This window comes from Thalassobius vesicularis, assembly GCF_004799325.1.
GTDB lineage: Bacteria > Pseudomonadota > Alphaproteobacteria > Rhodobacterales > Rhodobacteraceae > Thalassobius > Thalassobius vesicularis.
Map to the genome: position 1 here is coordinate 479,948 of NZ_SSMD01000002.1, position 18,292 is coordinate 498,239.

Below are 18,292 nucleotides of genomic sequence, written 5' to 3' on the forward strand. Positions count from 1 at the left end.
TCCTGATCGTGCACGGGCGGAAAGTCAAGCAAACCAGCTTATTTACAACGAAAATGATGCGTTCCTGCCGCGTCAACCGCGCCGGTCACGCAGCTTGCTGAAATACTCGACACGTTTTTTCAGCTCGCGCTCGAACCCGCGTTCAACCGGTTGATAGAGGTCCGGCCGCGCCACCCCGTCAGGGAAATAGTTCTGCCCCGAGAACCCGTCCTCGGCGTCATGATCATAGGCATAGCCCGTGCCATAGCCTTGATCTTTCATCATTTTTGTCGGCGCGTTCAGGATATGTTTGGGCGGCATGGCCGAGCCTGTCTTGCGCGCCAACGCCATCGCCGCCTTGTAGCCCGCATAGGCCGCGTTCGATTTCGGTGCCAAAGCCAAGTAAACCACCGCCTGCGCCAGCGCCAATTCCCCCTCGGGACTGCCGAGGCGCTCGTATACCTCCCAGGCGTGCAGGCAAATGGATTGCGCCTGCGGGTCGGCCAGACCGATATCCTCGACCGCCATTCGTACGATCCGGCGCGCCAGATAGCGTGGGTCCTCGCCCCCTGTCAGCATCCGTGCCAGCCAGTACAGCGCCGCGTCCGGGTCCGATCCGCGCACCGATTTGTGCAGCGCCGAGATCAGGTTGTAATGCTCTTCGCCGCCCTTGTCGTACTTGGCCGCGCGGCGCATCAGACGGGTCGACAGCCCCTCGGTGTCCAGCTTGCCGTCGACCTTCCAGGCGGCGACCTGCTCGATCAGGTTCAACAGCGCGCGCCCGTCGCCATCCGCCATCTCCAGCAGCGCCTCGCGCGCTTCCCCCGTCAGGGGGAGATTGCGATCCAGCTCCTTCTCCGCCCGCTGCGCCAGCCGTTCCAGATCTTTAAGCGACAGCCGTTCCAGCACCAGAACCTGGGCACGGCTCAGGACAGCGGCGTTCAGCTCAAAGGACGGATTCTCGGTCGTGGCCCCGACCAGCAGGATCGTTCCGTCCTCCATATGCGGCAGGAAACTGTCTTGCTGCGCCTTGTTGAACCGATGAATTTCGTCGACGAATAGCAGCGTCCCCTGCCCGTTCCGCGCCCGCAGCTTCGCGCCCTCGAACACCTTTTTAAGGTCCGGCACGCCAGTGAAAATCGCGCTGATCTGGACGAAATGCAGCTCTGTTTCAGCCGCCAGCAACCGCGCGATTGTGGTTTTCCCCACCCCCGGAGGCCCCCACAGGATCAGCGACGACAACGAGCCCGAGGCCAGCATCACCCCCAACGGCGCCTCTGCCCCCAACACCTGTTCTTGTCCGATCACCTCGGCCAAGCTGCGCGGACGCAACCGATCCGCCAAGGGGCGGTGCGCAGGATGGGACGCGACGGGCGCATCAGAGTTAAACAGGTCAGCCATGCGTTACAGCCTGAACCGCATGCTGACCCGCTGCAAGCCACGTTGCACGTCCAGCGACAGGGTTTTCATCCGTGCAGTCAGGGCGCGCTCGGCCGCTTGCGTATCCGGAACCTCGTCGCCATTGACGCGCAACAGGATGTCACCGGGCTGCAGGCCGGCACGCGCGCCATAGGGGCCCGGGTTTTCGACCACCACCCCAGTCGCCGACAACGGTAAGCCGAACTGCGCCAGAACGCCGGGATTAACGTTCGACAGCGTCACATCGGGCAAAACCGCCGCCTTCGTCAGGGTGCGCGTGTCCCGCGAAGGCGTTTCCGGGGCGACGATCATCGGCACCGAGACCTCATGGTTCTTGCCATCGCGGGCGTAAACCACGCGCGCATCAGCCCCCATGCCCGCCACGGTCATGCGAAACACCATCTCGGCGGGCGTGTTCACCGCCTCGCCCTGCACTTCCAGCACCACGTCGCCGGTGCGCAGCCCAGCCTTGGCAAAGGGGCTGTCGGCGTGCAGGTCCGAGATCACGATCCCACCCGGACGGTCCAGCCCCAAACCGGCGGCCATATCGGCATCCACGGGCTGGCCGCTCATCCCCGCCCAGGGGCGCTGAAAGCTGTGATTGCCTGCCGCCGCCTGTGCCAGAAACTCGGCCACCAGGTTCGAGGGGATGGCAAATCCGATCCCGTTCGAGCCGCCCGAGCGCGTCAAAATTCGCGTGTTCACCCCGATCAGATGGCCGTTGATGTCGATCAGCGCACCGCCCGAGTTGCCCGGGTTGATCGCTGCATCCGTTTGCAGGAAATAGCCGCGCGCATTACCCACGGCCGCCCCCGATCGCGCAAGCCCCGATACGATGCCGCTGCTGACGGTCTGGCCCACGCCGAACGGGTTGCCGATGGCCAGAACCAGCTCGCCGACCTCGACCAGATCACTGTCGCGCAGGGCCAGATGCGGCATGTCCTGCGCGCCCTCCAGATGCAGGATCGCAAGGTCGGCCTCTTGATCGGCCAGCATGACCTTGGCGTCGAACTCCCGCCGGTCGTTCAGCACGACCCGGATCTCGGTCGCCTCGCCCACCACGTGGAAATTCGTCACCACGATGCCGTCCGCCGACAGGATCACACCCGACCCCAACGAATTCTGTACACGCTGACGCGTCGGCCCGACATCGCCAAAGAACTGCCGAAAAAACGGATCGTTCTGGAACGGGCTGGAGCGTTCGGCCACGATCCGCTTGGCATAGATGTTCACCACGGCGGGCGCGGCCTGTTTGACCAGCGGCGCAAAGCCAAGCTGGATCTCCATCTGACTTGCCGGAACGCGGGTGTCGGCCAATGCGGGGCCAGAGATCGCCAGCAGCGCGATCATCAGAATGCGAAACATGCCATCCTCCGTCTGCTTGGTCCAGATATGCGAAGGCAGGCGCACGAATGCAAGCCGACAAAGAAAAACCCCCGCCTGAGGCTCAGGCGGGGGCGGATTTCGGCGCGAGGGCCGGAAATCTTATTCTTCTTCGGCAACTGCTTCTTCAGCTGCGACGCGTGCCTTGTCGGCTGCGCCTTTGGCCGAAACGTCGCGGTCCACGAACTCGATGATCGCCATCGGAGCCATGTCGCCGTAACGGAAGCCAGCTTTCAGGATGCGGACGTAACCGCCCTGACGCTCGGCGTAGCGCGGGCCCAGCACTTCGAACAGCTTGGCGACGTAGGCGTCCTGCTTCAGCTGAGCAGCGGCCTGACGGCGTGCGTGCAGATCGCCGCGCTTGCCCAGGGTGATCAGCTTTTCGATGATCGGACGCAGTTCCTTGGCCTTGGGCAGGGTGGTCTTGATCTGCTCGTGCTCGATCAGCGAGCCGGCCATGTTTGCGAACAGCGCCTTGCGGTGTTCATGAGTACGGTTCAGGCGGCGGTAGCCACGTGCGTGACGCATTTTGTATCTCCTTTAGCGTTTTGCTTTGTCCGGCCAGCGATGCGTGTCACCGGCTCTCCTTGGGGCATTGGCCCTGTTGTTCCCCGGCAGGCCCGGGCATTGGCAGGGTGGGCTAGGCACCCACCCCGTAATCTTAGAAGGCGTCTTCGAACTTCTTCGCCAGTTCTTCGATGTTGTCTGGCGGCCAGTCCTCGACGTCCATGCCCAGGTGCAGACCCATGCCCGAGAGCACTTCTTTGATCTCGTTCAGCGACTTGCGGCCGAAGTTCGGGGTGCGCAGCATCTCGGCTTCGGTTTTCTGGATCAGGTCGCCGATATAGACGATGTTGTCGTTCTTCAAGCAGTTTGCCGAACGGACGGACAGCTCCAGCTCGTCCACTTTCTTCAGCAGCAGCGGGTTGAACTCCAGACCGTCATCCTCGTCCTGGCGGCCGGCGGCTTCGGGTTCGTCGAAGTTCACGAAGATCGACAGCTGGTCCTGCAGGATGCGCGCGGCGTAGGCCACGGCGTCATCCGGGCTGATCGAGCCATCGGTTTCGATTTTCAGCGTCAGCTTGTCGTAGTCCAGAACCTGGCCTTCGCGGGTCGGCTGCACGTCATACGACACCTTCTTGACCGGCGAGTAGATCGCGTCGATCGGGATCAGGCCGATGGGTGCGTCTTCCGGCTTGTTGCGGTCCGCGGGGACGTAGCCTTTGCCGGTGTTGACGGTCAGTTCCATGTACAGGTCGGCGCCATCGTCCAGATGGCAGATCACGTGATCCTTGTTCAGGATCTCGATGCCAGCGCTGTCGCTGATGTCACCCGCGGTGACGGCACCCGGGCCCTTGGCCGAGATCGACAGGCGCTTGGGCCCTTCGACGTCCATGCGCAGGGCAACCTGTTTCAGGTTCAGGATGATGTCGGTGACGTCTTCACGCACACCGGCGACCGACGAAAACTCGTGCAGCACGTTGTCGATCTGCACGCTGGTGATGGCCGCGCCTTGCAGCGAGCTCATCAGCACGCGGCGCAGTGCGTTGCCCAGAGTCAGACCAAAGCCACGCTCCAGCGGTTCGGCAACGACGGTTGCCTGGCGCTGCGGGTCGTTACCCGACTTCACGTCCAGCTGGGTCGGCTTGATCAGTTCTGCCCAATTCTTGTGGATCATGCGTCCCTCCATTCCTGTCTTGTCCCCATGTCCGAAGGCCAAGACGCCCGAGGTTTCAAAATGACGGAATGGGGCCGTGCGCAGGCACAGCCCCAAACGTTGATTTTCCGATTACACCCGGCGGCGTTTCGGCGGGCGGCAGCCGTTGTGTGCGATCGGGGTCACATCACGGATCGAGGTGATGTTGAAACCGATTGCGGCCAGTGCGCGCAGTGCCGATTCACGGCCCGAGCCGGGGCCCTGAACTTCGACTTCCAGGGTTTTCACGCCATGTTCCTGAGCCTTGCGGCCAGCGTCTTCGGCGGCCATCTGGGCGGCGTAGGGGGTCGACTTACGCGAGCCCTTGAAGCCCATGGTGCCAGCCGACGACCACGAAATGGCGTTGCCCTGCACGTCCGAGATCAGGATCTTGGTGTTGTTGAACGACGAGTTCACATGAGCAACGCCAGCGGCGATGTTCTTGGAAACCTTTTTCTTGCCGCCAGCGCGGCGAGTATCGCGTGCCATTGGTAATACCCTCCCTTACTTCTTCTTGCCGGCGATCGGCTTGGCCGGGCCCTTACGGGTGCGGGCGTTGGTGTGGGTCCGCTGACCGCGCACCGGGAGGTTGCGACGATGGCGCAGACCGCGGTAGCAGCCCAGATCCATCAGACGCTTGATGTTCATCTGCACTTCGCGACGCAGGTCACCTTCGACGGTGTAGTTTGCGTCGATGTGCTCGCGGATGGCCAGAACTTCGGCGTCCGACAGTTCGTTTACACGACGGGTCGCTTCGATGTTCACAGCTTCGCAGATAGCTTTGGCCGATGCGGGGCCAATGCCGGTGATATAGGTGAGGGCGATCGGTACCCGTTTGGAAGTCGGGATGTTTACGCCGGCGATACGTGCCACGTGTCACTTTCCTTTTCGTTGCGGTTCCGTAGCTCCAGAACCTTTTTTCACAACGTAAGCCCGACGATTTTTTCCGCCGGGCCGCAGCTGATCCAGGTGATAAGATTACCGACGCAATAGCGCGCCGAGAATCACGTTCTCATGCGAGATAGGGCTGGGTATTTAGAAAAAGAGGGGGCGTCAAGCCCCCTTCCCCAACCTTGACCAGATTAGTCCAGAATTGCCGCGATGGCGGTCTGAACCTCGTCGATGGCGCCCAGGCCATCGACCGACGACAGGTTGCCCTTGGCGTGGTAATAGCCAATCAGCGGCGCCGTCTTCTTGTAGTATTCCATCAGACGGAAACGCAGGCTTTCCTCGTTATCGTCTGCCCGGACGGGCTTGCCGGCAGCGCGGGCCTCTTCGGCGCGGCCAACGATGCGGCCAACCAGAACCTCGTCATCCACCTGCAGCTCGATCACGGCGTCCAGCGTCTCGCCCTGTTCTTGCAGCAGCGCGGCCAGGGCGTCTGCCTGGGCCAGGGTGCGCGGGAAACCGTCGAAGATGAATCCACCCTTCTTTTCGCCCTGCAGCTTTTCACGGATCAGGCCGATCACGATCTCGTCGGTCACCAGACCGCCGCTATCCATGACCTTTGCAACAACCTGACCCATTTCCGAGCCGCTGGCCTTGGCTTCGCGCAGCATGTCGCCCGTCGAGAGCTGGATCATGTCACGAGTTTCAACCAGATGGCCGGCCTGAGTTCCTTTGCCCGCCCCCGGCGGTCCAAGCAGAATGATGTTCATCGACGTGCGGGTCCCTTGCGTACGCGTTTCTTGCCTTTGCCGCGAAGCTGCGACTTCTCGATCAGCCCTTCGTACTGATGGGCCAGAAGGTGGCTTTGCACCTGCTGGATCGTATCCATGGTCACGGAAACGACGATCAGAACCGAGGTCCCGCCAAAATAGAAGGGGATCGCCAGTTGGCTACGCAGAATCTCGGGCAAGAGACAAACTGCCGCAAGGTAAGCAGAACCCAGCACCAGAACGCGGCTGGCGACGTACTCGAAATACTCGGCGGTTTTCTTGCCGGGGCGAATGCCGGGCACGAAACCGTTCTGGTTCTTCAGGTTGTCCGCAACTTCGTCCGGCTTGAACGAAACGTTGAAGGTGTAGAAGTAGGCGAAGAACACGATCATGCCGATGAAGAACGCCAGGTACAGCGGCTGGCCGGGTCCGAAATAGGCCAGGATGGTCGACATGACCGGCCCGGTCTGCGAGCCCGAGAACGTGCTGATCGTGGTCGGCAGCAGCAGCAGCGAGCTGGCGAAGATCGCCGGGATCACGCCCGCCGGGTTGACCTTGATCGGCAGGTGAGACGACCCGCCATCATAGACCTTCATCCCCACCTGACGGCGCGGATACTGGATGTGCACCTTGCGCAGGGCGCGTTCCATGAACACCACAAAGGCGATCACGACGGCGACCATCACGAAGACGCCCACGATCACGGCAGGGCTGACGGCGCCCGAACGGCCTTGGCTCAGGAACTGGGCCAGTGCTGCGGGAACCTCGGCGATGATGCCGACGAAAATGATCAGAGAGATACCGTTGCCGATGCCGCGGCTGGTGATCTGGTCGCCCAGCCACATCATGAACATGGTCCCGCCAACCAGCGTCACAACGCAGGACAGACGGAAGAACATGCCCGGATCGGTCACCAGCTCGCCTGCCTCCAGCGACGCGGCCAGGCCATAGGCCTGCAGGGTCGCCAGCGCCACGGTGGCATAGCGGGTGTACTGGTTGATCTTCTTGCGGCCTGCGTCGCCCTCTTTCTTCAGCTGTTCCAGCGCGGGAACCATCGAGGTCAGCAGCTGCACGATGATCGAGGCCGAGATATACGGCATGATCCCGAGCGCGAAGATCCCCATGCGGCCCAGTGCGCCGCCGGTGAACATCGACAGGATGCCGCCCAGACCGGCTGCTGCGCCTTCCATGAAGTCGCGAAGCGCCGCGCCGTCGATGCCCGGCACCGGGATGAACGTCCCGATACGGCAAACGATCAGAAGCCCGAGGGTGAAGAAGATTCGGCTGCGAAGGTCCGAGGCCTTGGCCAGCTGTGCCCAGCTGGTGTTCGCTGCCATTTGTTCGACTGCAGATACCATAAAGCGGTCTCTCTTAGTAGCAACGCCGCCGGAGCGTTTTCCAGCTCTGGCGGCGTTCTAGGGAAAACTGGGTTGTATCTAAGCGGCCTTGGCGCCGCCCACAACCTGTTATTCAGCCGCGGCAGCGACCTTCAGCGAACCACCAGCTTTTTCCACTGCTTCGATGGCCGATTTCGAGGCGCCGGTGACGTCCAGATTGACGGCTGCGGTGATCTCGCCCTTGGCCAGAACGCGGATGCCGTCCAGCTTGCGGCGCACCAGACCCGAAGCGACCAGTGCGTCTTCGGTGATGACAGCCGAGGCGTCCAGCTTGCCGGCTTCGATGAACTTGGCGATCAGGCCCAGGTTCACTACGGCGAACTGCTTCTGGTTGGGCTTGCTGAAGCCACGTTTGGGCAGACGCTGGTACAGCGGCATCTGGCCGCCCTCGTAGCCATTGATGGCCACGCCCGAGCGCGATTTCTGACCCTTGATACCACGGCCAGCGGTTTTACCCTTGCCCGAGCCGGGGCCGCGTGCAACGCGCTTTTTCTTCGGTGCGGCGCCAGCGTTGTCGCGCAGTTCATGCAATTTCATGTCGCTTCTCCTTTGCCGGAACTGCCCTCCAGCGACGGAGCGGGCAAACACGGCGTTTCTTGATTGATTCTTATGCGGCCACAAGGCCACCGGGGGCGTATAGACGCAGCCTGCCCGCAAAGCAAGACCCCTGCCCCGCAAACATCAAAACGCCCCGCACTAAGCGAGGCGTTTCAAAAGGCGGACCCGGAATTTTCAGAAAATTCCGGATCGCTTTCTTTGCAAGAAAGCGATTACTCGCGCTCTTCGATGATTTCGACCAGGTGCGGGATCTTCGCAACCATACCGCGGACCGAGGGGGTGTCCTCCAGTTCACGGGTCTTGTGCATCTTGTTCAGGCCCAGACCGATCAGGGTCTGACGCTGCACATCGGGGCGACGGATCGGCGAGCCGATCTGCTTGACAACGATGGTTTTAGCCATGGGACGCTCTCCTTACGCTTCTGCGGAAGCTGCTTCATCCTTGCGCAGGATGTCAGCAACTTTCTTGCCACGACGCGCGGCGACCGAACGGGGGCTGGCTTCTTTTTTCAGCCCGTCGATGGTGGCGCGGATCATGTTGTAGGGGTTCTGCGAACCCAGCGACTTCGACACGACGTCCTTGATGCCCAGCATCTCGAACACGGCGCGCATCGGACCACCGGCGATGATCCCGGTACCTTCCGGAGCGGTACGCATGACAACCTTACCGGCGCCATGACGGCCTTCCATGTCGTGGTGCAGGGTACGGCCGTCCTTCAGAGGGACGCGGACCATGCTGCGCTTGGCTTGCTCGGTGGCTTTGCGGATGGCCTCGGGGACCTCTTTCGCTTTGCCTTTGCCGAAACCAACGCGGCCTTTTTGATCGCCGACGACAACCAGAGCAGCGAAGCCAAAGCGCTTACCACCTTTAACGGTTTTCGACACACGGTTAATCGCGACCAGACGGTCTGCGAATTCCGGGGCAGCTTCCTCGCGGTCGTTGCGGCGGTCCCGGCGGTTTTCACGTTCTGCCATATGGACAGTCCTTTTGATGGTGGCGCGGCTGCGCCGTCAAACTCAATCCTGGTGTCCCGCACGACAGGCGCGCGGGACCCGGATCATCGGAGGGGCGACAAGCGCCCCCCGCAGGTCTTAGAACTTCAGGCCACCTTCACGCGCAGCGTCGGCCAGAGCCTTCACCTTGCCGTGGAACAGGAAGCCGCCACGGTCGAAGTAGCACTCTTCGACACCGGCTGCCTTGGCGCGCTCGGCAATCGCCGCGCCCACTTTGGCTGCTGCTTCCACGTTGTTCTTGCCGACCACGCCCAGATCCTTTTCCAAGGACGAGGCTGCCGCCAGGGTGATGCCCTTGACGTCGTCGATCAGCTGAACGCTGATGTTCTTGTTCGAGCGGTGAACCGACAGGCGAAGCTTGCCGACGTTCACTTTCCGCTGCTTGTTCCGAACGCGCAGACGGCGCTTCAGGAACAGGGTCCGTTTGCTGTTTGCCATTTTGCTCGTCCTTACTTCTTCTTACCTTCCTTACGGAAGATGTACTCGCCCTTGTACTTGATGCCTTTACCCTTGTAGGGCTCGGGCGCGCGCCATTCGCGGATGTTTGCCGCGACCTGGCCCACAAGCTGGGGGTCATTGCCTTCGATGACGATCTCGGTCTGCTTCGGGCAGGTCACGGTCACGCCGGCCGGCACTTCGAAGTTGACGTCATGCGAGTAGCCCAGGCTCAGCTTCAGGGTGTTGCCCTGGATCTGTGCGCGGTAACCCACACCGGTGATCTCCAGCTCTTTTTTGAAGCCTTCGGTCACACCTTTGACCATGTTCGCCACCATCGTACGCGACATGCCCCACTGCTGACGGGCGCGCTTGGACTTGCCGCGCGGCGTCACGGTGACAACATTGCCGTCAACGGTGATGGAAACATCATCGGTTGCGGTGAAGGTCTGGGTCGCTTTCGGACCCTTCACTTCGATGGTCTGGCCGGACAGCGAAGCGGTAACACCGCTGGGCAGCTGAACCGGTTTCTTACCAATACGAGACATTGCAGACCCTCCTTAGAAGACGGTGCAGAGAACTTCGCCGCCAACATTGTTGGAGCGAGCGCTTGCGTCCGACATCACACCTTTCGGAGTGCTGACAATCGACACGCCCAGGCCCTGACGGACGACGGGGATGTCATTGACGCCCATGTACACGCGACGACCGGGCTTCGAGACCCGCTTCAGTTCGCGAATGACAGGGGTGCCTTCGTAGTATTTCAGGCCGATTTCCAGGGTCGGGTGACCGTTGGTGTCGGTGCCTTTTTCGTAGCCGCGGATGTAGCCTTCGTCAGCCAGCACATCCAGGACCCATGCGCGCAGTTTCGACGCGGGGGTCGAAACGGTCGATTTGCCGCGCAGCTGGGCGTTGCGGATACGGGTGAGCATATCGCCGATAGGATCGTTCATATCACTCTCTCCCTTACCAGCTGGATTTCACCAGACCGGGGATCTGGCCAAACGAGCCCAGTTCCCGCAGCATGATACGGCTGACCTTGAGCTTACGGTAGTAAGCGTGGGGACGACCGGTCAGCTGACAACGGTTGTGCAGACGGGTTGCCGAGCTGTTGCGCGGCAGGTTCGCAAGCTTCAGAGAAGCGCGGAAACGCTCTTCCATGGGCTTGTCTTGATCGTAGATGACCTCTTTGAGAGCAGCACGCTTTGCGGCGTACTGAGCCACCAGCTTTTCGCGCTTCTTCTCGCGTTCGATCATGGATTTCTTAGCCATAATTCTCTCTCCCGCGCTTAGCTGTTGAACGGCATGTTGAAATGCTTCAACAGCGCCTTCGCTTCCGCGTCGGTTTTCGCGGTGGTGGCGATCACAATGTCCATGCCCCAGACTTCGTCGACTTTGTCGAAGTTGATTTCCGGGAAGACGATGTGTTCTTTGATCCCCATGGCGTAGTTGCCACGGCCGTCGAACGATTTGCCCGGAACGCCGCGGAAGTCGCGGATACGGGGCATTGCAACGGTGATCAGACGATCCAGGAATTCGTACATGCGGTCGCCGCGCAGGGTCACTTTCGCGCCCATCGGCATACCTTCACGAACGCGGAAACCTGCGATCGAGTTACGCGCCACGGTCATCAGGGCTTTCTGGCCGGCAATTGCGGTCAGATCCTCGACGGCGGACTTGGCTTTCTTGCTGTCACGGACGGCTTCTGCGCCGCAGCCGATGTTCAGAACGACTTTGTCCAGCTTGGGGATCATCATTTCGTTCTTGTACGCGAACTCTTCTTTCAGAGCCGCGCGGATCGACGTTTTGTACAGCGCTTTCAGCCGCGGGGTGTAGTTTGCAGTATCCAACATCAGATCGCATCCCCAGTGGTCTTGGCGAAACGGACCTTCTTGTCGCCTTCCATGCGGAAGCCGACGCGGGTCGCTTTGCCGTTTGCGTCAACGATGGCCAGGTTCGACAGGTCGATCGGCAGAGCCTTGGGCAGGCGGCCGCCCTGGGCGGTTTGCGACTGGCGGGTGTGACGGATGGCCATGTTGATGCCGTCCACGACAGCCTTGCCAGCTTTCGGGTCAACCGAGGCGATGGTGCCTTGCTTGCCCTTGTCCTTGCCGGCCAGAACGATGACCTTGTCGCCTTTACGGAGCTTAGCAGCCATTACAGCACCTCCGGAGCCAGCGAGATGATTTTCATGAAGTTCTTGGCGCGCAGCTCGCGAACAACCGGCCCGAAGATACGGGTGCCGACCGGCTCACCTGCGTTGTTCAGGATGACGGCGGCGTTACGGTCGAAGCGGATGGCGGTACCATCTTCACGACGAACTTCTTTGGCGGTGCGAACGACGACGGCCTTACGGACGTCACCCTTCTTCACGCGACCGCGCGGGATGGCTTCTTTGACGGACACCACGATGATGTCGCCAACCGAAGCGTATTTACGCTTCGAGCCACCCAGAACCTTGATGCACTGAACTCGGCGAGCGCCGGAGTTGTCAGCAACATCCAGATTGGTCTGCATCTGGATCATTTGGTTTCTCCCGACCTATGGGGGGACATGCAGCGTCCGCTTCCCCAGGGTTTCGCTAAATAGCGTCGGGATCGGCTAAGCTTGGCTTAGGCGATCACTTCCCAACGCTTGGTCTTCGACTTCGGCGCACATTCCTGGATACGGACGGTGTCGCCGACGTTGAATTGGTTGTTCTCGTCGTGAGCCCGGTACTTCTTGGACTTACGGACGGTTTTCTTCAGAACGGGGTGCGTGAAGCGGCGCTCGACCAGAACGGTGACGGTCTGTTCGTTTGCGTTCGAGGTCACGGTGCCTTGGAGAATACGTTTGGGCATCTGTCAGGCTCCTTACTCTGCAGCCGCTGCGGCTTTTTCGTTCAGCACGGTCATCACGCGAGCGACGTCGCGACGCACGGTTTTGACGCGTGCAGTGTTTTCCAGTTGACCGGTTGCTTGCTGGAAGCGCAGGTTGAACGCTTCTTTCTTGAGGTTGGACAGCTCCTCGCGAAGCTGATCCAGCGATTTCTCGCGCAGATCGTTGGCGGACATTTCGCCATTTCCTTCTTCTGACACCAGCAGGCCCCGTAGGGTTACCTGTATTCTGGTGGATTCAAAAATAAGACGCGCGAATCCCGGTTGCCCGGAATCCGCGAGATGCCGCTCTATAAGGGAGTGGCCCGGGGGGGGCAAGGGAAAGTTTGAACTTTCTGCGACGCGGGGCCTGCGTACATCCGGCCCCTTGAGGCAGGCCGCGAAATGCGTCAGACCCAATGCAAACACAGACACAGGAGGCCCCGATGGCCCAGATCGAATCCCTTTTCGTCACCCGGCTCTACCGCGCCAAGCTGTCCGAACATGGCCCCGCCATCGACACGGACGAGCTGGAGGCCTCCTGCTACTCGATCGCCGAGGATGACGAGGCCGGTCAGGAATGGTGCGAGGCGAACGGCTATCCCGGCTACACCTCTTACGCCTCGCTGACCGATCTGGGCTGGCGCTTCCCGATCTTTGCCGATGTCATCAAGGCGCTGGACAAGCACGTCGCCGAGTTTGCCAAGGATCTGGAGTTCAACCTGGACGGCCGCAAACTGGTGCTCGAGGATCTGTGGATCAACATCCTGCCCGAGGGCGGCACCCATTCCTCGCACCTGCACCCGCATTCGGTGATTTCCGGCACGACCTACGTCGCCATGCCCGACGGCGCCTCGGCGCTGAAGCTCGAAGACCCCCGTTCGGCCCGCATGATGGCCGCCCCTGCCCGCCTGAAAGACGCCCGGCGCGAGCTGCAAACCTTCATCTACATGAAACCCGAAGTGGGCGATGTCCTGTTGTGGGAAAGCTGGCTGCGCCACGAGGTGCCGCTGAACATGTCCGAATACGACCGCCTGAGCGTCAGCTTTAACTACAAGTGGGAGTGAGCCACGCCCCTCCCTCACAAAACCAAACCACAGAAACGAAAAAACCCGCCGAGCGATCGGCGGGTTCTTTTTTCGTATGCGACAGGACTTACCAGTCTTCGCGGACCACGACGCGGGTCTTGATCGGCAGTTTCATCGCGGCCAGGCGCAGGGCCTCGCGTGCGATTTCTTCCGACACACCGTCGATCTCGAACATGATACGGCCGGGTTTGACCTTGCATGCCCAGTAGTCCACCGAACCCTTACCTTTACCCATACGGACTTCGGTCGGCTTCGAGGTGACCGGGGTATCCGGGAAGATACGGATCCAGACGCGACCCTGACGCTTCATGTGACGGGTCATCGCGCGGCGTGCTGCCTCGATCTGACGCGCAGTCACGCGCTCGGGTTCGGTTGCTTTCAGGCCGAAATGGCCAAAGTTCAGGTCGCTACCGCCTTTTGCTTCGCCGTGGATACGGCCTTTGTGCATCTTGCGGAATTTCGTGCGTTTAGGCTGAAGCATTGTTCAGGTCTCCTTAACGACGGCCGCCGGCGCCGCGAGGCGCGGGACCATCCTGGACTTCCTGGGCGCGACGGTCACGAGCCTGCGGGTCGTGTTCCATGATCTCGCCTTTGAAGATCCAGGTTTTGATGCCGATGATGCCATAGGGCGTCGAGGCTTCTGCGGTTGCGTAGTCGATGTCGGCACGCAGGGTGTGCAGCGGCACGCGGCCTTCGCGGTACCATTCGGTACGTGCGATTTCAGCACCGCCCAGACGGCCCGACACGTTCACACGGATGCCCAGGGCACCCATACGCATCGCGTTCTGCACGCCACGCTTCATGGCGCGACGGAAGGACACGCGGCGCTCCAGCTGCTGAGCGATCGACTCGGCCACCAGCTGAGCATCCAGCTCGGGCTTGCGGACTTCGACGATGTTCAGGTGCAGCTCGGAGTCGGTCATCTTCGCCAGCTTCTTGCGCAGGACTTCGATGTCTGCGCCTTTCTTGCCGATGATGACGCCGGGACGTGCGGTGTGGATCGTGACGCGGCACTTCTTGTGCGGACGCTCGATGATCACACGGGCCACGCCGGCCTGCTTGCACTCTTCCTTGATGAACTCGCGGATCTTCAGGTCTTCCAGCAGAAGGTTGCCGTAGTCCTTGGTATCAGCGTACCAGCGGCTGTCCCAGGTGCGGTTGACCTGCAGACGCATACCGATCGGATTGACTTTCTGACCCATTATGCTTGCTCCTCAACTTGACGCACCTTGATGGTGAGTTCCGAGAACGGCTTCATGATCTTGCCGAAACGGCCACGTGCACGGGGACGACCGCGCTTCATGACCAGGTTCTTACCAACGTAAGCTTCGGCCACGATCAGCTCGTCCACATCCAGGTTGTGGTTGTTTTCGGCGTTCGCGATTGCGGACTGAAGGCATTTCTTCACATCCACTGCGATCCGCTTTTTCGAGAAGGTCAGATCGGCCAGAGCCTTATCGACCTTCTTGCCGCGGATCATCGCTGCAACCAGGTTCAGTTTCTGCGGGCTGGTGCGAAGCATACGGACTTTGGCCATTGCTTCGTTATCTGCCACGCGGCGGGGGTTCTTTTCCTTGCCCATGACTTATTTCCGCTTCGCTTTTTTGTCAGCCGCATGGCCGTAATAGGTACGGGTCGGCGAGTATTCACCGAACTTCTGGCCGATCATGTCTTCGCTCACGTTCACCGGAACGTGCTTCTGACCGTTGTACACACCAAAAGTCAGACCCACGAACTGGGGCAGAATGGTGGAGCGACGCGACCAGATTTTGATAACTTCGTTGCGACCCGACTCACGAGCTGCTTCGGCTTTCTTAAGCACGTAAGCATCCACGAAGGGGCCTTTCCAAACAGAACGTGCCATGTCTTAGCGGCCCTTCTTCTTGGCGTGACGCGAACGCAGGATAAGCTTTTGCGACGCCTTGTTCTTGTTGCGGGTCTTTGCACCCTTGGTCGGCTTACCCCAGGGGGTCACCGGGTGACGACCACCCGAAGTCCGGCCTTCACCACCACCGTGGGGGTGGTCGATCGGGTTCATAACCACACCACGGACCGACGGACGGATGCCCTTGTGGCGCATACGACCGGCTTTACCGTAGTTCTGGTTGCTGTTGTCGGGGTTCGACACGGCACCGACGGTGGCCATGCATTCCTGACGCACCATGCGCAGTTCGCCCGAGGACAGGCGGATCTGGGCGTAGCCACCATCGCGACCCACGAACTGGGCGTAGGTGCCTGCAGCGCGGGCGATTTGGCCGCCTTTGCCGGGCTTCATCTCGATGTTGTGGACGATGGTACCGATCGGCATACCCGAGAACGGCATTGCGTTGCCGGGCTTGATGTCGGCCTTGGCCGCTGCGATCACCTGGTCACCAACCGCCAGACGCTGCGGAGCCAGGATATACGCCTGCTCGCCGTCTTCGTATTTGATCAGGGCGATGAACGCGGTCCGGTTGGGATCGTACTCGATCCGTTCCACGGTTGCTGCGACATCGAATTTGTTACGCTTGAAATCCACGATGCGGTAGAGGCGCTTTGCCCCGCCGCCCTTGCGGCGCATCGTGATCCGCCCGGTGTTGTTCCGGCCGCCGTTCTTGGTCAGACCCTCAGTGAGTGCCTTGACCGGACGCCCTTTCCACAGCTCCGAACGGTCGATCAGAACCAGCCCACGCTGGCCCGGCGTAGTCGGTTTATACGACTTGAGTGCCATGCTTTCTGTCTTCCGTTTTGTGAGGCAGGCTTGCGCCCACCCTTAGGTTATAGCCCCCCGAAGGTGGCCGTCTTGATAGGGCCCCGAAGGTCCCTGAGTCCAAAAATCATCAGCCCCGGAGCGAATCCGGGGCCGAAGATTGGGCGTCTTTAGCAGGGGATGGGTGGGGTGTCCATAGCCACAAGAAGATTCTTGCCTAACGTCGACGCGAGACGCGCATCTACGACGCGCGCGGTGGCGATCCACCATTCGGCAAGGGCGCTTTATGCCGGCAAATCCGCAAGACCTTCGAGACTTGCACCTACCCCAACAAATCGCCGCCGCGTCCGGGCGCGTCGTCGATGCGCGGCGGCCTGCGGCCGCTGTTTCGCGCAGAAAGGCGCTAAAGACCCGCCGATACAAAAAGCCCCCCGCTTGCGCGAGGGGCTCTTTATTAGTCAAAGGCGACGATCTTAGAGACCGGTCGACACGTCGATCGTGTTGCCCTCTTCCAGGGTCACGTACGCCTTCTTGACGTCTTTGCGCTTACCCAGCTGGCCGCGGAAACGCTTGACTTTACCCTTGGTGACGACGGTGTTGACGGCCTTGACCTTCACACCGAACAGGGCTTCGACAGCTTCCTTGATCTGCGGCTTGTTGGAGTCGATCGCCACTTCGAAGACAACCGCGCCGTTTTCGGACGCCATGGTCGACTTTTCGGTGATGATCGGCTTGCGGATCACGTCGTACAGTTCTGCTTTGGTGGTCATTTCAGACGAGCCTCCAGAGCTTCGACACCTGCTTGCGTCAGCACCAGGGTGTCACGCTTCAGGATGTCATACACGTTTGCACCCATCGACGGCAGGATATCCAGACCTTCGATGTTGGCGGCAGCTTGCAGGAAGCCCTCATTGACGGCGGCGCCGTCGATGATCAGAGCGCGCTTCCAGCCCAGGTTTTTCACCTGCTTGGCCAGAACGGCGGTCTTGCCTTCTGCTTCGGCTGCCGCGATCACGACCAGCGAACCCTCTTTGGCTTTCGCCGACAGAGCGTGCTTCAGGCCCAGAGCGCGGAACTTCTTGGGCAGGTCGTGGGCGTGGCTGCGCGGGGTCGGGCCCTTGTAGATGCCACCCTTGCGGAAGATCGGCGCCTTGCGGGAACCGTGACGTGCGCCACCGGTGCCTTTTTGGCGGTAGATCTTCTTGGTCGAGTAGCTGACTTCCGAGCGACCCAGCGTCGAGTGAGTGCCAGCCTGCGCTTTGTTGCGCTGCCAGCGGACCACACGGTGCAGGATGTCGGCGCGGGGTTCCAGACCGAACAGTTCGTCCGACAGTTCCACCGAACCGGCGATGCTGCCGTCCAGATTGATCACATCAAGTTTCATGCTTCACCCCCTTCGGCGGGCGCTTCTGCGGCCGGAGCCTCGGCAACCGCTGCCGATTTCAGAGCTGCCGGGAACGGAACGTTCTCGGGCAGTTTCTTCTTCGCGGCGTCCTTGATGGTGACCCAGCCACCCTTGGAGCCGGGAACGGCGCCTTTGACCATGATCAGGCCACGGTCGGCGTCGGTCTTCACGACTTCCAGGTTCTGGGTGGTCACGCGGACGGCACCCATGTGGCCTGCCATCTTCTTGCCCTTGAACACCTTGCCCGGATCCTGGCACTGACCAGTCGAACCGTGCGAACGGTGGCTGACCGACACACCGTGCGATGCGCGCAGACCACCGAAGTTGTGGCGTTTCATGGCACCTGCGAAACCTTTACCGATCGAGATACCGGCGATGTCCACCTTCTGACCGGCAATGTAATGCTCGGCCGAGATTTCGGCGCCGACTTCGATCAGGTTGTTTTCGGTGACGCGGAATTCGGCCAGCTTGCGCTTGGGCTCGACTTTCGCGGCAGCGAAATGGCCACGCATGGCCTTCGAAGTGCGTTTTGCCTTGGCAGTGCCAGCACCCAGCTGAACGGCGGTGTAGCCGTCCTTGTCGTTGGTGCGCTGTGCGACAACCTGCAGGCTATCCAGCTGAAGAACGGTCACAGGGATCTGCTTGCCGTCTTCCATGAACAGGCGGGTCATGCCCACCTTCTTGGCGATAACACCAGAGCGCATTCTATATACCCTC

The 18,292-nt window shown here is 60.9% G+C and carries 29 protein-coding genes; 1 reads left to right on the plus strand and 28 read right to left on the minus strand.

Annotated features, from left to right (window positions below; translation table 11 throughout):
• Positions 1-72: 72 nt before the first annotated feature.
• From E7681_RS06210 to rpmC, 20 genes are all read right to left on the minus strand, one after another.
• Positions 73-1,380 (minus strand): replication-associated recombination protein A, encoded by a 1,308-nt coding sequence (locus E7681_RS06210; protein WP_136338394.1) that lies wholly within the window; start codon positions 1,378-1,380, stop codon positions 73-75.
• Between the two features lie 3 nt (positions 1,381-1,383).
• A complete protein-coding gene (locus E7681_RS06215) occupies positions 1,384-2,763 on the minus strand; it encodes a trypsin-like peptidase domain-containing protein (RefSeq protein ID WP_136338395.1) in 1,380 nt (459 codons plus the stop codon).
• A gap of 120 nt (positions 2,764-2,883) precedes the next feature.
• Positions 2,884-3,309 carry a 50S ribosomal protein L17 gene (gene rplQ, locus E7681_RS06220; RefSeq protein ID WP_136338396.1) on the minus strand — a complete coding sequence of 142 codons (426 nt, stop codon included), beginning with the start codon at positions 3,307-3,309 and terminating at the stop codon, positions 2,884-2,886.
• 133 nt (positions 3,310-3,442) lie between these two features.
• Complete coding sequence (locus tag E7681_RS06225) at positions 3,443-4,459, minus strand: DNA-directed RNA polymerase subunit alpha (protein ID WP_136338397.1); 1,017 nt, start codon at positions 4,457-4,459, stop codon at positions 3,443-3,445.
• Positions 4,460-4,570: 111 nt separating this feature from the next.
• Complete coding sequence (rpsK, locus tag E7681_RS06230) at positions 4,571-4,966, minus strand: 30S ribosomal protein S11 (protein WP_136338398.1); 396 nt, start codon at positions 4,964-4,966, stop codon at positions 4,571-4,573.
• A 15-nt stretch (positions 4,967-4,981) separates the two neighbouring features.
• Positions 4,982-5,350, minus strand: coding sequence for a 30S ribosomal protein S13 (rpsM, locus tag E7681_RS06235; protein WP_136338399.1), 369 nt, complete (start codon positions 5,348-5,350; stop codon positions 4,982-4,984).
• A 209-nt stretch (positions 5,351-5,559) separates the two neighbouring features.
• Positions 5,560-6,135, minus strand: coding sequence for an adenylate kinase (locus E7681_RS06240; protein ID WP_136338400.1), 576 nt, complete (start codon positions 6,133-6,135; stop codon positions 5,560-5,562).
• The gene (gene secY / locus E7681_RS06245) at positions 6,132-7,493 is read right to left on the minus strand and encodes a preprotein translocase subunit SecY (RefSeq protein WP_136338401.1); all 1,362 of its coding nucleotides are present in this window, start codon (positions 7,491-7,493) and stop codon (positions 6,132-6,134) included. Before secY ends, E7681_RS06240 begins: the two co-directional genes overlap by 4 nt.
• A 108-nt stretch (positions 7,494-7,601) precedes the next feature.
• Positions 7,602-8,069 (minus strand): 50S ribosomal protein L15, encoded by a 468-nt coding sequence (gene rplO, locus E7681_RS06250; protein ID WP_136338402.1) that lies wholly within the window; start codon positions 8,067-8,069, stop codon positions 7,602-7,604.
• Between the two features lie 233 nt (positions 8,070-8,302).
• Positions 8,303-8,491, minus strand: coding sequence for a 50S ribosomal protein L30 (rpmD, locus tag E7681_RS06255; RefSeq protein WP_136338403.1), 189 nt, complete (start codon positions 8,489-8,491; stop codon positions 8,303-8,305).
• Between the two features lie 12 nt (positions 8,492-8,503).
• The gene (gene rpsE / locus E7681_RS06260; protein WP_136338404.1) at positions 8,504-9,064 is read right to left on the minus strand and encodes a 30S ribosomal protein S5; all 561 of its coding nucleotides are present in this window, start codon (positions 9,062-9,064) and stop codon (positions 8,504-8,506) included.
• A gap of 117 nt (positions 9,065-9,181) precedes the next feature.
• Positions 9,182-9,541, minus strand: coding sequence for a 50S ribosomal protein L18 (gene rplR / locus E7681_RS06265; RefSeq protein WP_136338405.1), 360 nt, complete (start codon positions 9,539-9,541; stop codon positions 9,182-9,184).
• A gap of 11 nt (positions 9,542-9,552) precedes the next feature.
• On the minus strand, positions 9,553-10,086 hold the full coding sequence (gene rplF / locus E7681_RS06270; RefSeq protein ID WP_136338406.1) for a 50S ribosomal protein L6: 534 nt from the start codon (positions 10,084-10,086) through the stop codon (positions 9,553-9,555).
• 12 nt (positions 10,087-10,098) lie between these two features.
• Positions 10,099-10,491: a 30S ribosomal protein S8 gene (gene rpsH, locus E7681_RS06275; protein ID WP_136338407.1), complete on the minus strand. Its 393-nt coding sequence runs from the start codon at positions 10,489-10,491 to the stop codon at positions 10,099-10,101.
• A gap of 13 nt (positions 10,492-10,504) precedes the next feature.
• Positions 10,505-10,810, minus strand: a complete 306-nt coding sequence (gene rpsN, locus E7681_RS06280) for a 30S ribosomal protein S14 (protein ID WP_136338408.1) — start codon at positions 10,808-10,810, stop codon at positions 10,505-10,507.
• Positions 10,811-10,827: 17 nt separating this feature from the next.
• The gene (gene rplE, locus E7681_RS06285; RefSeq protein WP_136338409.1) at positions 10,828-11,391 is read right to left on the minus strand and encodes a 50S ribosomal protein L5; all 564 of its coding nucleotides are present in this window, start codon (positions 11,389-11,391) and stop codon (positions 10,828-10,830) included.
• Positions 11,391-11,696: a 50S ribosomal protein L24 gene (rplX, locus tag E7681_RS06290; RefSeq protein WP_136338410.1), complete on the minus strand. Its 306-nt coding sequence runs from the start codon at positions 11,694-11,696 to the stop codon at positions 11,391-11,393. Before rplX ends, rplE begins: the two co-directional genes overlap by 1 nt.
• Positions 11,696-12,064 (minus strand): 50S ribosomal protein L14, encoded by a 369-nt coding sequence (rplN, locus tag E7681_RS06295; RefSeq protein ID WP_007427594.1) that lies wholly within the window; start codon positions 12,062-12,064, stop codon positions 11,696-11,698. Before rplN ends, rplX begins: the two co-directional genes overlap by 1 nt.
• 86 nt (positions 12,065-12,150) lie before the next feature.
• Entirely contained in the window at positions 12,151-12,378 is a 228-nt protein-coding gene (rpsQ, locus tag E7681_RS06300) for a 30S ribosomal protein S17 (protein ID WP_136338411.1), read from the minus strand.
• Between the two features lie 12 nt (positions 12,379-12,390).
• Positions 12,391-12,591, minus strand: coding sequence for a 50S ribosomal protein L29 (gene rpmC, locus E7681_RS06305; protein ID WP_136338412.1), 201 nt, complete (start codon positions 12,589-12,591; stop codon positions 12,391-12,393).
• A gap of 248 nt (positions 12,592-12,839) precedes the next feature.
• On the opposite strand from rpmC, the gene E7681_RS06310 reads away from it, so the two are divergent.
• Positions 12,840-13,460 (plus strand): 2OG-Fe(II) oxygenase family protein, encoded by a 621-nt coding sequence (locus E7681_RS06310; protein ID WP_136338413.1) that lies wholly within the window; start codon positions 12,840-12,842, stop codon positions 13,458-13,460.
• Between the two features lie 88 nt (positions 13,461-13,548).
• Here E7681_RS06310 and rplP read toward each other — a convergent pair whose 3' ends face one another.
• The 8 genes from rplP to rplC all read right to left on the minus strand — a co-directional run bounded on the left by rplP (position 13,549) and on the right by rplC (position 18,279).
• Positions 13,549-13,962, minus strand: a complete 414-nt coding sequence (rplP, locus tag E7681_RS06315; protein WP_136338414.1) for a 50S ribosomal protein L16 — start codon at positions 13,960-13,962, stop codon at positions 13,549-13,551.
• Positions 13,963-13,975: 13 nt separating this feature from the next.
• On the minus strand, positions 13,976-14,683 hold the full coding sequence (gene rpsC, locus E7681_RS06320) for a 30S ribosomal protein S3 (RefSeq protein ID WP_136338415.1): 708 nt from the start codon (positions 14,681-14,683) through the stop codon (positions 13,976-13,978).
• On the minus strand, positions 14,683-15,063 hold the full coding sequence (gene rplV, locus E7681_RS06325) for a 50S ribosomal protein L22 (RefSeq protein ID WP_136338416.1): 381 nt from the start codon (positions 15,061-15,063) through the stop codon (positions 14,683-14,685). The genes rpsC and rplV overlap by 1 nt, the downstream gene beginning before the upstream one ends.
• A gap of 3 nt (positions 15,064-15,066) precedes the next feature.
• Entirely contained in the window at positions 15,067-15,345 is a 279-nt protein-coding gene (gene rpsS, locus E7681_RS06330) for a 30S ribosomal protein S19 (RefSeq protein WP_136338417.1), read from the minus strand.
• A gap of 3 nt (positions 15,346-15,348) precedes the next feature.
• Positions 15,349-16,191: a 50S ribosomal protein L2 gene (gene rplB, locus E7681_RS06335; protein ID WP_136338418.1), complete on the minus strand. Its 843-nt coding sequence runs from the start codon at positions 16,189-16,191 to the stop codon at positions 15,349-15,351.
• 452 nt (positions 16,192-16,643) lie between these two features.
• Positions 16,644-16,940 carry a 50S ribosomal protein L23 gene (locus E7681_RS06340; RefSeq protein WP_136338419.1) on the minus strand — a complete coding sequence of 99 codons (297 nt, stop codon included), beginning with the start codon at positions 16,938-16,940 and terminating at the stop codon, positions 16,644-16,646.
• Entirely contained in the window at positions 16,937-17,554 is a 618-nt protein-coding gene (rplD, locus tag E7681_RS06345; RefSeq protein WP_136338420.1) for a 50S ribosomal protein L4, read from the minus strand. The genes E7681_RS06340 and rplD overlap by 4 nt, the downstream gene beginning before the upstream one ends.
• Positions 17,551-18,279, minus strand: coding sequence for a 50S ribosomal protein L3 (gene rplC / locus E7681_RS06350; RefSeq protein WP_136338421.1), 729 nt, complete (start codon positions 18,277-18,279; stop codon positions 17,551-17,553). The genes rplD and rplC overlap by 4 nt, the downstream gene beginning before the upstream one ends.
• Between the last annotated feature and the right edge of the window lie 13 nt (positions 18,280-18,292).

Bases quoted from the DNA above. Each gene is read 5' to 3' on its own strand.
- E7681_RS06210 (WP_136338394.1), bottom strand. From the start codon at position 1,380: ATGGCTGACCTGTTTAACTCTGATGCGCCCGTCGCGTCCCATCCTGCG.
- E7681_RS06215 (WP_136338395.1), bottom strand. From the start codon at position 2,763: ATGTTTCGCATTCTGATGATCGCGCTGCTGGCGATCTCTGGCCCCGCA.
- rplQ (WP_136338396.1), bottom strand. From the start codon at position 3,309: ATGCGTCACGCACGTGGCTACCGCCGCCTGAACCGTACTCATGAACAC.
- E7681_RS06225 (WP_136338397.1), bottom strand. From the start codon at position 4,459: ATGATCCACAAGAATTGGGCAGAACTGATCAAGCCGACCCAGCTGGAC.
- rpsK (WP_136338398.1), bottom strand. From the start codon at position 4,966: ATGGCACGCGATACTCGCCGCGCTGGCGGCAAGAAAAAGGTTTCCAAG.
- E7681_RS06240 (WP_136338400.1), bottom strand. From the start codon at position 6,135: ATGAACATCATTCTGCTTGGACCGCCGGGGGCGGGCAAAGGAACTCAG.
- secY (WP_136338401.1), bottom strand. From the start codon at position 7,493: ATGGTATCTGCAGTCGAACAAATGGCAGCGAACACCAGCTGGGCACAG.
- rplO (WP_136338402.1), bottom strand. From the start codon at position 8,069: ATGAAATTGCATGAACTGCGCGACAACGCTGGCGCCGCACCGAAGAAA.
- rpmD (WP_136338403.1), bottom strand. From the start codon at position 8,491: ATGGCTAAAACCATCGTTGTCAAGCAGATCGGCTCGCCGATCCGTCGC.
- rpsE (WP_136338404.1), bottom strand. From the start codon at position 9,064: ATGGCAGAACGTGAAAACCGCCGGGACCGCCGCAACGACCGCGAGGAA.
- rplR (WP_136338405.1), bottom strand. From the start codon at position 9,541: ATGGCAAACAGCAAACGGACCCTGTTCCTGAAGCGCCGTCTGCGCGTT.
- rplF (WP_136338406.1), bottom strand. From the start codon at position 10,086: ATGTCTCGTATTGGTAAGAAACCGGTTCAGCTGCCCAGCGGTGTTACC.
- rpsH (WP_136338407.1), bottom strand. From the start codon at position 10,491: ATGAACGATCCTATCGGCGATATGCTCACCCGTATCCGCAACGCCCAG.
- rpsN (WP_136338408.1), bottom strand. From the start codon at position 10,810: ATGGCTAAGAAATCCATGATCGAACGCGAGAAGAAGCGCGAAAAGCTG.
- rplE (WP_136338409.1), bottom strand. From the start codon at position 11,391: ATGTTGGATACTGCAAACTACACCCCGCGGCTGAAAGCGCTGTACAAA.
- rplX (WP_136338410.1), bottom strand. From the start codon at position 11,696: ATGGCTGCTAAGCTCCGTAAAGGCGACAAGGTCATCGTTCTGGCCGGC.
- rplN (WP_007427594.1), bottom strand. From the start codon at position 12,064: ATGATCCAGATGCAGACCAATCTGGATGTTGCTGACAACTCCGGCGCT.
- rpsQ (WP_136338411.1), bottom strand. From the start codon at position 12,378: ATGCCCAAACGTATTCTCCAAGGCACCGTGACCTCGAACGCAAACGAA.
- rpmC (WP_136338412.1), bottom strand. From the start codon at position 12,591: ATGTCCGCCAACGATCTGCGCGAGAAATCGCTGGATCAGCTTCGCGAG.
- E7681_RS06310 (WP_136338413.1), top strand. From the start codon at position 12,840: ATGGCCCAGATCGAATCCCTTTTCGTCACCCGGCTCTACCGCGCCAAG.
- rplP (WP_136338414.1), bottom strand. From the start codon at position 13,962: ATGCTTCAGCCTAAACGCACGAAATTCCGCAAGATGCACAAAGGCCGT.
- rpsC (WP_136338415.1), bottom strand. From the start codon at position 14,683: ATGGGTCAGAAAGTCAATCCGATCGGTATGCGTCTGCAGGTCAACCGC.
- rplV (WP_136338416.1), bottom strand. From the start codon at position 15,063: ATGGGCAAGGAAAAGAACCCCCGCCGCGTGGCAGATAACGAAGCAATG.
- rpsS (WP_136338417.1), bottom strand. From the start codon at position 15,345: ATGGCACGTTCTGTTTGGAAAGGCCCCTTCGTGGATGCTTACGTGCTT.
- rplB (WP_136338418.1), bottom strand. From the start codon at position 16,191: ATGGCACTCAAGTCGTATAAACCGACTACGCCGGGCCAGCGTGGGCTG.
- E7681_RS06340 (WP_136338419.1), bottom strand. From the start codon at position 16,940: ATGACCACCAAAGCAGAACTGTACGACGTGATCCGCAAGCCGATCATC.
- rplD (WP_136338420.1), bottom strand. From the start codon at position 17,554: ATGAAACTTGATGTGATCAATCTGGACGGCAGCATCGCCGGTTCGGTG.
- rplC (WP_136338421.1), bottom strand. From the start codon at position 18,279: ATGCGCTCTGGTGTTATCGCCAAGAAGGTGGGCATGACCCGCCTGTTC.